Source organism: Paenibacillus sp. FSL M7-0420, assembly GCF_038002345.1.
Taxonomy (GTDB): Bacteria; Bacillota; Bacilli; order Paenibacillales; family Paenibacillaceae; genus Paenibacillus_AQ.
Window position 1 is genome coordinate 6,930,712 of sequence record NZ_JBBOCJ010000001.1, and the last position, 14,902, is coordinate 6,945,613.

Genomic DNA, 14,902 nt, shown 5'->3' on the forward strand with positions numbered 1-14,902 from the left:
CCTCCCGATTGCCGACTTCTCTTGTCCCAGCCGCAGATCAGCCTTTAACTGAGCCGCCCATCAGACCCCGGACGAAATACTTTTGCAGCAGGAAGAAGATCGCCAGCGGCATCAGCATCGAGATAAAGGCGGCCGAGGTCAGCAGATGCCAGTCATTGCCGCGCGAGCCGACCAGATCGGCGATCTTCATCGACATGACCTGCACCGACGGCTGGTTCCCGATGAAGATCAGCGACACCAGATAATCATTCCATACCCAGAGGAACTGGAAGATCCCGATCGAAGCGAGCGCGGGCACCGACAGCGGCAGAATCAGTCTGCTGAAAATAGTAAAGTGGCTGGCGCCGTCAATAAAAGCAGATTCAAACAGATCCTTCGGCAGCTGGCTGATGAAGTTGTACATGAAGTACGTAACCAGCGGCAGGCCGAAGGCCGTATGTGCCAGCCAGATTCCCAGATAACTGCCGTTCAGCCCAAGCGCTGTGTAATCCTTGAGTACCGGAATGAGCGCAACCTGAATCGGAATGACCAGCATCGCAATAATGATGACGAACAGCGTCTTGCGTCCGGGGAACCGTAACCAGGCGAAGGCATAGGCGGCAAAAGAGGCGATCAGCACCGGAATCACCGTCGCCGGAACAGCAATCGTCAGTGTATTCCAGAACGCCTGCGACAATCCGCTCCCCTTTTGCACCGTTTCACTGCCATCCGCTTCCTTGAGTGTGTACTCCTTGCCCGACAGCACATTCTTATAGTTGTCGAGCGTGAGGTCAGGCACCGCCTGCCAGCCCTGCTCCTGCATATTCACCGTACGTGCCCTGCGGTTCTCCCACATCAGGCGGCTGCCATCCGCCTTCACCCCTGCCTTGAGCTGTTCATCCGTATAGGTCTTGCCGTTCACCTCAATCGGCTCCCGCAGATCAACCTCCTTGGACAGCTGCACCGTCTCGCCCGCTTTCCATTCCTGATGGGGGAACACCTTCCACCAGCCGGTCTGCAGAATATCCGCCGCGGGACGGAAGGAGGAGGCGAAGAGTCCGAAGGTCGGCAGAATCCAGAGGAAGCAGATGACGCCCAGAATCAGATTGACGGCCGTTTTGCTGCCCTTTTTTTTCTTGGTGCCCACCATTAGAATCCCCCCTGCTTGCGGAACTGCCGCAGATTAATAAGGATAACAGGCAATACCGCGATCAGGAGCACGATAGCCAGCGTAGAGCCGTAGCCGAAGTTGCGGTACATGAAGAACTGCCGGTAGAACTGCGTCGCTACAACTTCTGTATCGTATTGACCGCCTGTCATCACCATGACAACGTCAAATATTTTCAGCGTAAACACAATAATCGTGGTAGTCACCGTCAGAATCGTCGTAGAGATGTAAGGAATCATGATGCCAAAAAAGATCTTCACCTCACCCGCGCCATCCACCCGTGCAGCCTCCAGAATATCCTCGGGCACTCCTTTGATGGCCGCCGAGAAAATAACCATCGCAAACCCCGTCTGCATCCAGATCAGAATGATAATCAGGAAGAAGTTGTTCCACGGCTGCAGCATACTCGTCCAGGCCTGCGGTTCACCGCCGAAATAGGTCACAATCGCATTCAATAGTCCAATCTGCTCATCGCCCGGCTGATAATAATAGACGAACTTCCAGATGACCCCGGCGGCAACAAAGGAAATAGCCATCGGCATGAAAATAATCGATTTGGCGATCCGCTCATAGCTGCTCCGGTCGGCAAGAATGGCAATCAGCAGCCCGAAGCAGACACAGGCCAGCGTGCCCACGAACACCCAGAGCAGGTTGTTGCGCAGAGCCGTAGCCATCAGACGGTCACTGAAGATGGCGGCGTAATTGCTGAGTCCGACGAACTTCTCGGAGGACGCGTTGAAGAAGCTTAAGTACAGCGTCCGCAGGGCAGGCAGAATCAGCAGCCAACCTAGAATAAGGACAGCCGGTCCGACAAAAACATATGGCAGCACCTTCCTGCGGACATGGTCCGGGTACTGCTCCACTGCCCAGGTCAAGGTGTAGTAGATCAGATATACGCCCAGCACGCCCCACAACACTGCGAGCACCGCAGTCAGCAGCGGTTGAAGCGTTGAATCGCGGAAAAACAGGAAAATCAGCCCGTTGACCACAATATTCGCAAGCAAGACGCCAAGCGATAGCAGCACTGCCCTGCCGCTGATTCTCTGCTTGGCCTGCGCCCCGGCGGCACCCGGCTCCGTCCTTATTTGTGCATCCATATCGGTTCCTCCTATAGGCTCTGTTAGAGCAGAGCCCTCTTCATAAGCACCCGTTACCACCAGCTGAGGGGCAGGCCTGATTGCTCAAGACCGCCCCTACAACCTCTTGGCGTCTAAGTCCCATGCTGCCTGGTTCTTAGTTCTTCCAGCCTGACTGAATCTGCTCCAGGGCCTGATCCAGCGTAGCGGTTCCGCTCACATAGTCAGTCATGCCCTTCCAGAAGGTACCTGCACCCACTTTGCCCGGCATCAGGTCCGAGCCATCGAAGCGCAGGGTCGAGGCATCCTGTACCAGCTTCGCCATCCGGCGGTCGGATTCGGACTGGTACCAATCCAGGGAAGCATCATTCATCGGGGCAATGACACCGCCGGATTGCACCCAGCTTTTGATCGATTCGCCAGTAGTGAAGAACTCCATTACAGCGCGTACTTCAGGGCGGTCATTGAACATAGCGTAGATGTCGCCTGCCACCAGGACCGGCTTGCCGTACTGCTCATCAATCGGCGGAAGATAGAACCAGTCATAGTCTGTATCCACCTTGGCCGTTTCCGGGAAAAAGCTGGTAATGAAGTTCCCCATCAGGTTGAACCAGGCTTTGGGCGGATTCTCGAACATCGGCTTCGGAGCATCGCCGAAGGCAGTAGTGACAATGGATTTAGCACCGCCGTAGACATAATCCTTGTTCAGCCAAATCTTGGACATCACTTCTACCGCGTTCTTCACTTCTGGAGAAGTGAACGGCAGTTCCCCGCTTACCCACTTGTCGTAATTCTCAGGCGTCGTGGTCCGCAGCATGATGTTCTCTACCCAGTCGGTTGCCGCCCAGCCGGTTGCCGCGCCGCTCTCAATACCGATTGCCCAGGCCGGATCACCGTCTTTGGCGATTTGCTCCGTCAGGGCCATCATTTCATCCCAGGTCTGCGGAACCGTATATCCCGCTTCGTCAAATTGCTTCTTCGGATACCAGACCAGGCTCTTCACGTTGCTGCGGTTCCAGATCCCGGCCATAATCTTGCCATCCTTGCCGTCCATGGTGGACATATCCAGCCAGCTCTTATTGTAATTGGCCGTCAGCTTCGCCTGATCCAGCACCCCGGTCAGATCGATGACCTTACCTGTCTTGGCAATGGAGGCCAGCAGACCGGGCTGCGGGAAGTCCGCGATATCCGGCGCATTGCCGCCATCGACCCGGATATTAATCGTGGCTTCGAATTCCTTGGAGCCTTCGTATTGAATATCAATGCCGGTCTTCTCTTCAAATTCCTTAATGCTGCTCTCGAACTTCACCTGGTCCGCATCGACGAACGGTCCGAACATCGTGACCTTCGTGCCTTTATATTCACCCTTCATCGCCAAGTCTAATGGACTGCCTGCCGCAGCGGGATCCGGACTCTCTGTTGCTGCTGCGTTGTTATCTGCTGAAGGTGCGGTTGTTGGCGCTTCTGTAGCTGCCGGAGCCTGCGTTGGTGCAGCATTGTTATTGCCGCCGCAGCCACTGAGCATCATGGTGAAGGATAGACACAGCACCATCGCAAGTGACAGTTTACGTGCTGGAGCTTTCTTCATTGTTTCATACATCCCCTTTAATTGTTTTTAGAGATTGCATTAAGCCAGCTTCATTACCGGAATTCCTTCCGGCAGCGCAGCAACTCACCCCCTTATCGAAATTCACGGACAACAGGCACCCACACCCATTACAACCGCTAATTCAAACATATATTTTCTATATCACACTCAAATGTATACGCTTCCAATAGTGTGTTAGTACCTTCTGCTGTGGGTACGTTTCCTGAAATGGTTCCCGGAACGGTCCCGAAACAATTAGCTCATATTCCTGTAACGCATTATTCTGAAAAGCTTTTCAGAATAATGCGAAGAAACCGTGCTGCCCTATCCCCAGGCAGCCGTGCTTCAGCCCGCAGGAACTTACATCTCATTTCTCACGCGAGGATTCTCTTACAATTAGCTTATGCTCCATCTTCTCTTTCATGACAGCCACCTTGCCCGTAGTCAGCAATTCATGCAGCTTCTCGGCCGCCCGGTACCCCAGCTGATAGATAGGCTGTGCGATGGTTGTCAGCTTCGGAATGAACATCCCCGACATCCGCAGATTGTCGAAGCCGATGACGGATACTTGCCCGGGAACCAGAATATTGCGGTCCTTTAAGTAAGAGATCGTTCCCATGGCGAACTCATCCGCTACACAGAATACAGCCGTTAATTCCGGATACTCAGTGAACAGCTCGTGCGTTGCCTGATAGGCCTGCTCAAAGCGGTGGTTAGCGTACTTGATTTTGCCGATATTACGCTCCAGCCCCGATTCGCTCAGGGCTCTCACGAACCCCTCCATCCGCGGTGGCCCGGACACCGAATTATCATGATTGAAGCCGATCATCCCAATCTCTTGGTGCCCCAACTCAATCAGGAATTTCACAGCATCATACGCCGCCTTCTCATCATCCACCTCGACCGACGCTACCTCGTACTCATCGGAATGGGAGGAGACCAGCACGAATGGAATTCTGCAGCCTATAAGCTTCTCATAATACTCAGGGTGCAGAATATCACTGGCGAACACAACACCATCCACCTGCTTCTCATGAAAAGTATCCATATAGGACAATGTCCGCTCCTTGTCACGGTCTGTATTGCAGATCATCAGACTGTAACCGAGCTTAATGCAGGCATCCTGCATGCCCCGGATCACCCCTGCGAAATACAGGTTCTCAATATCAGGAATGAGTAGCCCAAGAGTGAATGATTTCCTGTAAATTAACCCCCGTGCGAATGCATTAGGCTGATACTTGAGCGCTTCTATCGCTTCGATGACCCGGCTGCGCTTGCTCTCCACGACCGTATCCGGGGCATTCATTACACGGGACACAGTGCTGATGGATACTCCGGCCATCTTGGCGACATCTCTGATTGTTGGCTTCATAGTCTGACTTCCTTCTTATTCTTTTAGCCCGAAACGTGTGCCCTCCTTACCAGGGTTGGCCTTGTCGCTTAAGTTAGAAAAGCTTTTCAAAGCGATTATAGCAAGGCTCCCTTAAATTGGCAAGTAAATTGTTATGCGCTTACATTTTTGCCTGCGGAGCCCTTGCTTTACGGTTGTAACCGTCCAAATTCAGTCCAAATACTCCAAATTCATCCCTTCAGTAACTGTACCTTTCCCCCTTCAAGTTCCCTCTCCCCGTCATGCCGCTTACTTAAAGTGTGTAAATTATATTATTTCATGTTATAATTGGCGGGTATATTGATTCATGGCTGCAAATAATGCTACTGATGCGGAATGCATCTACTATAGGAGGGATTCATGTGAAGCAATTGCACGACATACCATTCTCCGTACTGGATTTAGCCCCTATCCGGGAGGGCGGAACGGCGGCGGATTCTTTTCATAACACCCTTGATTTGGCCCGTCATGCTGAGAAATGGGGGTATAACCGCTACTGGCTGGCAGAGCATCATAATATGACCGGCATTGCCAGCTCCGCTACCTCCGTGGTTATCGGACATGTGGCAGCCGGAACTAACACCATCCGCGTTGGTTCAGGCGGCATCATGCTCTCCAACCACGCACCGCTTATGATTGCAGAACAATTCGGCACGCTGGAATCCTTGTATCCCGGACGGATTGACCTGGGTCTGGGCAGAGCCCCCGGCTCCGACCAGGCAGCCGCCAGAGCACTGCGCCGCGGCCTCGGCAGCGATGGCAGTGAATTCCCCGAGCAGCTTAGCGAGCTGCGGGCGTATTTCGACCCCGAAGGATCAGGCTCCCGTCCGGCCGGTGTGCGCGCCGTGCCCGGTGAAGGGCTGAACATCCCAATCTGGCTGCTCGGCTCCAGCGGCTTCAGCGCCCAGCTTGCGGGCCAGCTGGGTCTGCCTTTTGCTTTTGCCAGCCACTTCGCACCGGATTATCTGCTGCCGGCTCTGCATCTGTACCGTACCAGCTTCAAGCCTTCAGCTGTACTCGACAAGCCTTATGTTATGGTGGGCTTGGGAATTACGGCAGCGGATACGGTAGAAGAAGCGCGCAGACTTGCCACTTCCCAGCAGCAGCAATTCCTTAACATTATCCGTGGCCGCACTGGCAAGCTCCAGCCGCCTGTAGACAGTCTGGACGGAATCTGGACCTCCCAGGAGAAGGCGCTGCTCATGAGCAAACAGCAATACTCCATTGCGGGCGACCAGGCCCTGATCGAAGAACGGCTGCTCCAGATTCTCGAAGAGACCCATGCCGATGAGTGGATTATCGCTTCACAGATCTATGATCACTCTGCCCGCCTGCATTCGTATGAGCTTGTGGCCGACCTGTTGAAGAAGTAAATTGAATTAATCAGCCCGTACAACGGCCTGCGCAAACCCCGCAGGTTAGTTATACGGGCTGTTTTTGTGCAGTAACCGCGAGTCTTCCGCAATCACCATGTTCTTTATAACATACAATAAAATACAATAAACAGAGAAATAAAGAGATATCCGCAGGTATTCGGACTTAAATCTAATCTCAATAGAAAAATTAGCTAAATTCATTAAATTCAAACCCCTTTTTCGGTTTTTCTTTATGCCCATTTAAGATTATACTGTAGTTAATATTCGTTATAACGAACGGTAGCGCATTTTGACCATTCCGCCCCGTTCACGCATGTTCAGGCTTATCCAGACCCGCTCATACTCGTTCCGATTTATATTATTGCTTCATTTAGTAGTAGTTCTTCAAGAAACCACTTTATTCGACAAACTATGATTTAGAAGCGCGAACCGGGGCGGATTGTGGCTATTGGCTGCCGAAGGTCTACACAGGAAGGGGCGGGGAGAGTGAAGAAGAGACATACATCCCTAATTGGCGCGTATATTTTGGCCGTTCTGGCAGGTGTAATCTGGCATGCCGGAGGGGTCAGCGCCGAGGATACGATCAAGCTCACTGTCAACTCACATACGACCAGTACGGCAACCATGAACAACATGCAGCCGGGAGATACGATGGCTTCGGATTATAAGATTATCAATGACGGAAATGCTCCGTTCGATTATGCAGTAGCCTTTCAGTTCCGCTCCGGGGACGCAGCTCTGTACAATATCCTGCAAATGACCCTGCAAAAAGAGGGAGTAATCCTCTACTCAGGGGTAATGAGCGAGGCCCCGGGGGTAGTGACCATCGGCTCGCTTGCCGGAGGGGAAGAGGAAGCTATCGAAATGAAGGTGTTGTTCCCGCCGGAGGCAGGCAACGAGTTCCAGGAGAAGACGGTAAGTGTCGCCTTTGAATTCACGGCAACTGCTGCGCCTGCGCCGACAGCCAGTCCGACCTCTACACCGCAATCCACAGAGGAGCCAACAGCTACAGTAACGCCTATGCCTACGTCAACGCCCGGGTCCTCCAGCAGCCCTGGCAGTACACCGCCTGCTGCAACAACAGTCCCTACAGCCTCACCGGCCGGCAGTGCATCGCCTGGCAGCTCAGCAGCGCCATCACAGGCACCGGCAACTGCTACGGCAGAACCGGATGGAGTGAGCGTAAGCGAAGAGCCTGTTCCGCTAGGGGCAGGAGAGGAAGACGGCGGCAACCGTCCGTCCGCAACTCCTGATTCCGGAGCCGCTGCACCCGGCAGCACACCAGCCCCTTCACCGGGGAAAGAGGTCAACCTCACAGACGACACGCTTCCGCTGGGCGGGCCGGAGGAAGACGGCAGACTGCCGGACACAGCCAGCCCTTGGTACAATCTGATTGCGGCCAGCCTGGTTGTCGCCATGATTAGTGTGCTTGTGCTCCGCAGGCTGGGCCAGAAGAAGTAACTTTATGTAGATGTAAGGAGGAGAGAGCATGAAGATACGCAGCGGGTTCACTTTAGCCGTCAAGCTGATCTTCCTGCTCTCTGTATGCGTTATGCTGTATTCCGCCTTCCAGATCCTCCAAGCGCCCGCCGAAGCCCGCGAAGCCCTGAGAATCTGGGACAAAAAGAGGGAGGAAGCCCAGAATCCCGTAAGCTCCGAAGAAGAAATACCACTGCCTGAAGGTATGGTCAGCAGCGCGGAAGCACCAAGGGGTGACAAACCCGCTTATATAGCGGGCGAGGTAATTGGAGAGATCTTTTTTCCGAAGCTTAAAAAGCGGGTAGCCATTCTGGAGGGAACCGGACGGGCGGAGCTTAACCAGGGCGCCGGACACGATGAGGCAAGCGCCGCCCCGGGCGCCTCAGGGAACAGCGTCCTGGCCGGACATCGTGACACTGTCTTCCGCAGCCTCGGGGAGCTGGAGCCCGGAGACACGCTTGAGCTTGCGACAGCAGATGGAACTTTTACCTATGAAGTGACCGGCAGCCGGATTGTTGATGGAGATGCACGGGGAGCAATTAAGCCCAGCAATGACCCCGTACTCACCTTGATTACCTGTTACCCGTTCTCTTATGTAGGCTCAGCGCCCGACCGCTACCTGCTCTCGGCCAAGCTCGTCTCCAGCCAGCTGCCGGGGCAGCAACCATAGCCCGTCCTCCCGTCCCCCACTTACACGCTGCCTTCCCCCTTCCAACTTATCTCCGGCCCCTCGCCTCCTTCCAGCTAGTTATCCCCTTTCACTCCTCACCCTTTGCCTAAAGTATGAGACCCGGGCCGGATCGTGATAATATAGACATACGAAGCTGAAGAGGAGATGACCTGCATTGAAGGAAGAGTTAATTAGACGTTTTGTATCGTATGCTGAAATGGATACCCAATCGAATGAGGACAGCGAGACCTGCCCGTCCACTCCAGGCCAAATGGTACTGGCACATAAGCTGGCAGAGGAGCTGCAGGAGCTGGGACTGACGGAGATTACGGTGGACGAGCATGCCTATGTCATGGCCTCTTTGCCCGCCAACACAGATAAAGAGGTTCCGGTAATCGGCTTCCTGGCCCATCTGGATACCGCTACAGATTTCACCGGCACGAATGTGAAGCCGCAGATTGTAGAGAACTATGACGGGCAGGATCTGGTGCTGAATGAAGCCCAGAATATTATCATGTCCACGAAGAGCTTCCCGGAGCTGAGCGGCTACAAGGGCCATACGCTGATTACGACCGACGGCACCACCCTGCTGGGGGCGGACAACAAGGCGGGCATCGCTGAGATCATGACGGCTATGGCCTATCTGCTGGCGCATCCGGAGATTAAGCATGGCAAGATCCGGGTCGCTTTTACCCCCGATGAAGAAATCGGCCGCGGCCCGCATAAGTTCGACGTTGCCGCCTTCGGCGCTTCCTATGCCTACACCGTGGACGGAGGCCCGCTTGGGGAGCTGGAATATGAGAGCTTCAATGCCGCCGCCGCCAAAATCACCTTCCACGGAGTCAATGTCCATCCCGGTACAGCCAAGGGCAAGATGATCCATTCGTCCAAAATCGCCATGGCCTTCCATCTCCGTCTGCCCGCCGGTGAAGCCCCGGAGTTCACAGACGGCTACGAGGGGTTCTACCACCTGATCTCCATGCAAGGCAGTGCCGAACACAGCAAGCTGCATTACATTATCCGTGATTTTGACCGCGACAGCTTCGAGAACCGCAAATCGAATATTTCCGCAATTGTGGAGGAATTCAAATCTACGTACGGGGCGGACAACATCGTGCTGGAGATGAATGACCAATACTATAATATGCGCGAGAAAATCGAGCCCGTCCGGCATATCGTCGATATCGCCCGGGAAGCGATGGAGGGTCTGGGAATCACGCCGGTTATCCGGCCGATCCGTGGAGGAACTGACGGCTCACAGCTCTCTTATATGGGGCTGCCTACACCGAATATATTCACCGGAGGCGAGAATTTCCACGGCAAATTTGAATACGCCTCTGTTGACGTAATGCTGAAGGCTGTACAGGTTATCGTTGAGATTGCCCGTCTGGCGGAGCAGAAAGCGTAAATAAGATTATATTAAAAACAGCAAAAACCCCGTGCCGCCCTGGAACAAGGGGCGCACGGGGTTCTTTTTATTGCTTTGGTCACAGACCGTTAACCGTCTGTTACTTTATTGCTTAACCGGCAGCCAGCCCGGCGTGTTCACCAGTGCTCCCCAGAGGTAATCCGGGATCACAAGCTCTGTCTGGGCGTTCGGATCAAGCTCTGTCTTAATCTCATCGGCCCGGCCCCCGGCCAGCTTCTGCACCCAGTCCGGTTCAATCAGCAGCGGGCGGCCCAGGGCCACCAGGCTGATGCCGCTGTCCAGACTCTTCAGGGCATCGGCGGCAGAGTAGAGCGAGCCTACGCCAATTACCGGAGCCTTGCCTCCCGCCCGGTCTACGATCTGCTCAATGCGCGGACGGCTGTCCTCCGTTCCCCGGTGCGGCAGCGACCACAGCTCCATAAGGGAGGCATGCAGGTAATCCAGCCCTTCCGCTGTCAGTGCATCGATTAGGGCAAAGGTCTCCGCCATCGTAATCCCCGGCGTCTCCGGCTCTTCAGGCGAGAAGCGGTAGCCTACGAGGAATGCACCCTCTGCATGCTGCTTCACCGCAGCCTTGACACTGCGCAGAACGGCCAGCGGGAAGGCGAGCCGCTTCTGCAGATCCCCGCCCCAGCGGTCTTCGCGTCTGTTGGAATGCGGCGAGAAGAACTGCTGCAGCAGATATCCGTTCGCACCGTGAATCTCGACGCCATCGAAGCCGGCCTCGATCGCCCGGCGCGTCGCTTCACCGAAATCAGCGATAATTCCGGTAATCTCTTCGTCTGTCAGCGGGCGCGGAACCGTACCCTGTCCGCCGCCCGGCAGCTCAGCCGGCACATCGCTTGCACTGACAGGCTGCCCGTCAACCAGCTGCTCCGGCGGGCATTGGCGTCCGCCATGGAAGATCTGGAGCACGGCCTTCGCTCCTTCGCCCTTGATGGCCTCCGCCAGCTCACGCAGGCTTGGAATCAGCCCGTCATGGTCAGCTCCGAATTCGCCCGGGAAGCCCTTCCCGCCGCGTGAGACATAGACACACGCGGTAATAACCATCCCCGCCCCGCCCGAACGGCGGATATAATAATCCAGCTCCGGCCGGGAGACAGTTCCATCCTCATTCGAGGAGAAATTAGTCATCGGCGCCATGACCACGCGGTTCTTCAGTTCAATCCCGTTCTTGAATTTGAACGTCTCCAGCAGCGGGCTATATTCTGTCTTCAGCATACCTACCAGCCTCCATTTATTTAAATCTTCACGAATGTTAGTATACAACTTAATTTTGCACAATACAAATATAGCGCCTTCGTTTACAGCTGCTATCTATCACAGTGAGGTGCATCTTTCCAGATCACCTGTTCCCCGTAATTCTTGCCCCAGTCATACATCATACGCAGCACCGGCATCAGCGTATGTCCATACTCTGTCAGGGAGTATTCTACCCGCGGTGGAACCTCCGCATATACCTGCCTGAATACCAGCTGATCCTCCTCCAGCTCGCGAAGCTGATTGGTCAGCATTTTCTGGGTGATATGGGGAATCAGCTTCTTCAATTCACTGAACCGCTTGGTCCCTTCCAGACCCAGGTGCCACAGAATAATCAGCTTCCACTTGCCGCCGATCACAGCGAGCGTAAGCTCCTTCTCGCAGTTGATCTCCTTCAGGTTGATACGGTCTTTAATTTCAGTTGCCAAGATCCAGCCCCCTTCCGGCTATAAATCATACTACCAATTCCATCATGGGCCGCACATAGGCAGCAAAGGATGCCCTCCCGTCAAGGAAAGCATCCGTGTGATAGCTTTATTGTATTCCAAGCTCTATTCTATTCCAAATCGCATGCTATTCCAAATTGGCATGCTTGCCGAACATCCGGCCGGAGGTCTGCCCCGTCTGCTCCATGATCCGCAGAATGACTGCATCATAGAATACAAGCAGCGTCTGTTCAAACAAGGAGGCCATCGGCTGCAGCGTAGTATAGCCGCCGTCCGGCCGTTCCTTCGGAGCGCCAGGCAGCTTAACTGTATAATCTGCGAGACGTCCGATCGTCGAATCCGGCTGAATGGTTACGAGGACTACAGCTGCTCCGATTGCCTTGGCTTTCTCAGCCATGGAGACTAGTCCCTTCGTCTCGCCTGAGCCGGAACCCAGTACAAGCACATCGCCGGGGCCAATGCCCGGCGTTACTGTCTCTCCGACCACATAAGCTGTCCGCCCGGCCTGCATCAGCCGCATGGCGAAGGCCCGGCCCATCAGGCCGGAACGCCCGGCACCGGCCACGAAGATCTGGCCTGCGCGCAGCAGCAGCTCCGTCAGTGCCTCGCCTTCTCCGGCATTCAACCCGGAGACGGAGCCTTCCAGCTCCTTCACAATCTCCTTTGCGTAATGCTGCGTGTCCATGGCTGCCTTAAGCCTGGCTGACAAGGCGCTTCATTTCCGCCGCAGTTGCCTTCATGTCGGCTTCACTAGTAATGCCGCCGCCCACGATTACCAGATCAGGCTGCGCAGCAATCACTTCAGGCAGTGTGCTCAGCTTAATGCCGCCGGCAATTGCCGTTTTGGCCCGGGTAACCACGCTCTTGATGTCTCTCAGATCCGCGAAGGAATTCTTGCCTTCAGCCTGATGATCATAGCCGGAATGCACGCAGACATAATCCACACCCAGCGCATCCACTTCAGCGGCTCTGGCTTTGAGATCCTTCACGTTAATCAGATCGACCAGGATCTCAGCACCGGTCTTCTTGGCTTCCTCTACCGCGCCGCGGATCGTCGAATCATCGGATACGCCCAGCACAGTCACGATGCCCGCGCCCGCTTCCACTGCCTTCATGACCTCGTATCCGCCAGCATCCATGATTTTGAGATCGGCCAGCACCGTAAGCGCCGGAAAGGCTTCCTTGATCGCTTTTACCGCATGCAGCCCCTCATTAATAACGACCGGTGTTCCAATCTCAACGATATCTATAGATTCGGCAACCTCTGCAACAACCGCCTTGGCTCCGGCAATATCCACCAGATCGAGTGCTAACTGTAATTTCATATGTGTAAGTTCTCCTTATCCGTAAATTATTTTAGGAAGTGCTGTTTCTCAGTTTAGGGATATACTGCCGATTAGGGAAGTAGGCACTTTTAAGTGAGGTAGTCACCTGGAGGATACTATTGGGCGGCGCAGGCGGATTTTCAGGCAACATGTCTGAAATCCTACTGCATTTTCACAACAGCTGTGCTACCATACATTTGATTCAACGATTCACAGCCATAAGGAATCTTAATAAGAAGGTGTATGATGGAAGCAAGTAAGCCCAAGACATTCAACTTAATGAAGCTGACCTGGCCGATCTTCCTGGAGCTGTTCCTGTTCATGCTCATGGGCAGTATGGATACCTTCATGATCAGCTCTGTGTCCGATGATGCGGTCTCCGGTGTCGGAGCGGCCAATCAGATTATTGCCATAGCCATTCTGGCGCTTAGTGTCATCGGGAACGGCGCGGCGATCGTCGTGTCGCAATACCTCGGCTCCAAGCAGCCCAAAGAAGCCGCCAGAGTGATCGGCAATGCAGTTACCCTGAATCTTGCGGTAGGGATTATACTCAGCACAGTCATGCTGCTGCTCGGAGGCCATCTGCTGCAGGCGCTGAACGTGAAGGGTGACATTCTCGCCTACGCCCGCTCGTATATCAACATTGTCGGAGGCGCGATCTTCCTGCAGGCCCTCATCAACGCGCTGGCCGCCACCATCCGGACCCACGGCTTCACCAAGCAGACGATGGCGGTATCGCTGCTGATGAACGTTATCCATGTCGGCGGCAACTATCTGCTGATCTTCGGCCATTTCGGGCTGCCTGCGCTCGGCGTGGAGGGTGCGGCCGTGTCAACTGTGATCAGCCGCTCCATCGCTCTCTTGATCTTCTTCCTGCTGCTCTACCGCATTATGGAGGTACGAGTGAAATGGAGCTATTACGTTCACCTCTCCAAGAAATACGTGCTGCAGATTCTCAAAATCGGTATTCCGTCCGCCTTCGAATCAGTAATGTACCAGTGCTGCCAGCTAGTCTTCACCCTGTACATCACCTATTTGGGGGCCGAGGCCATGGCAACCCGCCAGTATGCGGTTAATATCTCGAACTACATCTTCCTGTTCAGCGTAGCGGTGGCAATGGGGACCTCAATTATTGTAGGGCATCTTGTAGGTGCAAAACGGACGCAGGAGGCTTACTCACGGGTGTTCACCAGTGTAAAGTGGGCACTGCTGGTCACAGTCCTCATGGACCTGATCGTCATTCTGTTCCGCAAGCCGCTGCTGGGCCTGTTCACGGATAATGAGCTGATTAGCGCCATGGGCGCCCAGGTCATCCTGCTCAGCTTCTTCCTGGAGACCGGACGGACCTGCAATCTGGTCATTATCAACTCGTTGCGCGCGTCGGGCGATGCCAAGTTCCCGGTCTACATGGGCATGATTTCCATGGTGTGCATGAGTCTGCCGCTGGGCTACTTCCTGGTGTTCACACTTGATCTGGGTCTGGCCGGGGTATGGCTGGCCACAGCGTTCGACGAATGGGTGCGGGCCGTCATTATGTACTTCCGCTGGAAAAGCAGAGCCTGGGAGAAGCATGGCCTGATCCAGCACGAACCGCCGGAAGCCGCCCCGGCAGCTCCGGCACACTAACTCTGCGGCAGCTCCTCAGGGCCGGCTCGCACACAAATAAGGGATGCTAATCAGCCACCGGAAATACGGCTGATTAGCATCCCTTTGTCG

The 14,902-nt window shown here is 54.6% G+C and carries 13 protein-coding genes; 5 read left to right on the forward strand and 8 right to left on the reverse strand.

Annotation, left to right across the window (positions count from 1 at the left end; translation table 11 throughout):
- Nucleotides 1-37: 37 nt before the first annotated feature.
- The 4 genes from MKX51_RS29700 to MKX51_RS29715 form a co-directional block, all read right to left on the reverse strand.
- On the reverse strand, nucleotides 38-1,129 hold the full coding sequence (locus MKX51_RS29700; protein ID WP_209986551.1) for a carbohydrate ABC transporter permease: 1,092 nt from the start codon (nucleotides 1,127-1,129) through the stop codon (nucleotides 38-40).
- Nucleotides 1,129-2,244, reverse strand: coding sequence for a carbohydrate ABC transporter permease (locus MKX51_RS29705; protein ID WP_340994860.1), 1,116 nt, complete (start codon nucleotides 2,242-2,244; stop codon nucleotides 1,129-1,131). The genes MKX51_RS29700 and MKX51_RS29705 overlap by 1 nt, the downstream gene beginning before the upstream one ends.
- Before the next feature lie 136 nt (nucleotides 2,245-2,380).
- On the reverse strand, nucleotides 2,381-3,811 hold the full coding sequence (locus MKX51_RS29710; protein ID WP_340994861.1) for an ABC transporter substrate-binding protein: 1,431 nt from the start codon (nucleotides 3,809-3,811) through the stop codon (nucleotides 2,381-2,383).
- 367 nt (nucleotides 3,812-4,178) lie between these two features.
- Nucleotides 4,179-5,183, reverse strand: a complete 1,005-nt coding sequence (locus tag MKX51_RS29715; RefSeq protein WP_340994863.1) for a LacI family DNA-binding transcriptional regulator — start codon at nucleotides 5,181-5,183, stop codon at nucleotides 4,179-4,181.
- 380 nt (nucleotides 5,184-5,563) lie between these two features.
- Between MKX51_RS29715 and MKX51_RS29720 the strand changes: the two genes are divergently transcribed.
- From MKX51_RS29720 to pepT, 4 genes are all read left to right on the forward strand, one after another.
- Nucleotides 5,564-6,574, forward strand: a complete 1,011-nt coding sequence (locus tag MKX51_RS29720) for an LLM class flavin-dependent oxidoreductase (protein ID WP_340994864.1) — start codon at nucleotides 5,564-5,566, stop codon at nucleotides 6,572-6,574.
- 489 nt (nucleotides 6,575-7,063) lie between these two features.
- Nucleotides 7,064-8,038 (forward strand): hypothetical protein, encoded by a 975-nt coding sequence (locus MKX51_RS29725; RefSeq protein ID WP_340994866.1) that lies wholly within the window; start codon nucleotides 7,064-7,066, stop codon nucleotides 8,036-8,038.
- Nucleotides 8,039-8,066: 28 nt separating this feature from the next.
- Nucleotides 8,067-8,726, forward strand: coding sequence for a sortase (locus MKX51_RS29730; protein WP_340994867.1), 660 nt, complete (start codon nucleotides 8,067-8,069; stop codon nucleotides 8,724-8,726).
- A gap of 175 nt (nucleotides 8,727-8,901) precedes the next feature.
- Entirely contained in the window at nucleotides 8,902-10,134 is a 1,233-nt protein-coding gene (gene pepT, locus MKX51_RS29735; protein ID WP_340994868.1) for a peptidase T, read from the forward strand.
- Between the two features lie 105 nt (nucleotides 10,135-10,239).
- Here pepT and MKX51_RS29740 read toward each other — a convergent pair whose 3' ends face one another.
- From MKX51_RS29740 to hxlA, 4 genes are all read right to left on the reverse strand, one after another.
- Nucleotides 10,240-11,373 (reverse strand): NADH-dependent flavin oxidoreductase, encoded by a 1,134-nt coding sequence (locus MKX51_RS29740; protein WP_445322089.1) that lies wholly within the window; start codon nucleotides 11,371-11,373, stop codon nucleotides 10,240-10,242.
- A gap of 95 nt (nucleotides 11,374-11,468) precedes the next feature.
- Nucleotides 11,469-11,843 (reverse strand): winged helix-turn-helix transcriptional regulator, encoded by a 375-nt coding sequence (locus MKX51_RS29745; RefSeq protein WP_340946324.1) that lies wholly within the window; start codon nucleotides 11,841-11,843, stop codon nucleotides 11,469-11,471.
- A gap of 145 nt (nucleotides 11,844-11,988) precedes the next feature.
- Nucleotides 11,989-12,546, reverse strand: coding sequence for a 6-phospho-3-hexuloisomerase (gene hxlB, locus MKX51_RS29750; RefSeq protein ID WP_340995758.1), 558 nt, complete (start codon nucleotides 12,544-12,546; stop codon nucleotides 11,989-11,991).
- Between the two features lie 7 nt (nucleotides 12,547-12,553).
- Nucleotides 12,554-13,186, reverse strand: coding sequence for a 3-hexulose-6-phosphate synthase (hxlA, locus tag MKX51_RS29755; RefSeq protein ID WP_036728098.1), 633 nt, complete (start codon nucleotides 13,184-13,186; stop codon nucleotides 12,554-12,556).
- A 246-nt stretch (nucleotides 13,187-13,432) separates the two neighbouring features.
- Between hxlA and MKX51_RS29760 the strand changes: the two genes are divergently transcribed.
- Nucleotides 13,433-14,812 (forward strand): MATE family efflux transporter, encoded by a 1,380-nt coding sequence (locus tag MKX51_RS29760; protein WP_340994872.1) that lies wholly within the window; start codon nucleotides 13,433-13,435, stop codon nucleotides 14,810-14,812.
- Nucleotides 14,813-14,902 lie beyond the last annotated feature (90 nt).